The organism is Bacillus sp. SIMBA_074, assembly GCF_046534555.1.
Taxonomy (GTDB): Bacteria; Bacillota; Bacilli; order Bacillales; family Bacillaceae_G; genus Bacillus_A; species Bacillus_A mycoides.
On record NZ_JAWRYM010000951.1, the window covers coordinates 1 to 250 of the forward strand.

General features: G+C 65.2%; 1 protein-coding gene. It reads right to left on the minus strand.

Going from position 1 to position 250, the window contains the following annotated elements:
- A partial coding sequence (locus tag SB773_RS33590) for an ATP-binding cassette domain-containing protein (protein ID WP_410594790.1) occupies window positions 1-245 on the minus strand: 245 nt, incomplete at its 3' end.
- Window positions 246-250: the final 5 nt, after the last annotated feature.

Sequence of the window (250 nt, forward strand, 5' to 3'; positions counted from 1 at the left end):
AGGTTGAAGCTCTGGAAGACCATGCCCATCCTGCTTCGCACCGCATCGATGTCGGTCTTGGGCGCCGTGATGTCTTCGTCATCGACGATCACCCGGCCGGCGGTGGGCTCCTCCAGCCGGTTCAGCAGGCGCAGGAGGGTCGACTTGCCCGACCCGGACGGACCGATGATGCACACCACCTCCCCGGGCTCGACGGTCAGGTCGATGCCTTTCAGCACCTCCACCGGGCCGAACTGCTTGTGGATGCCCT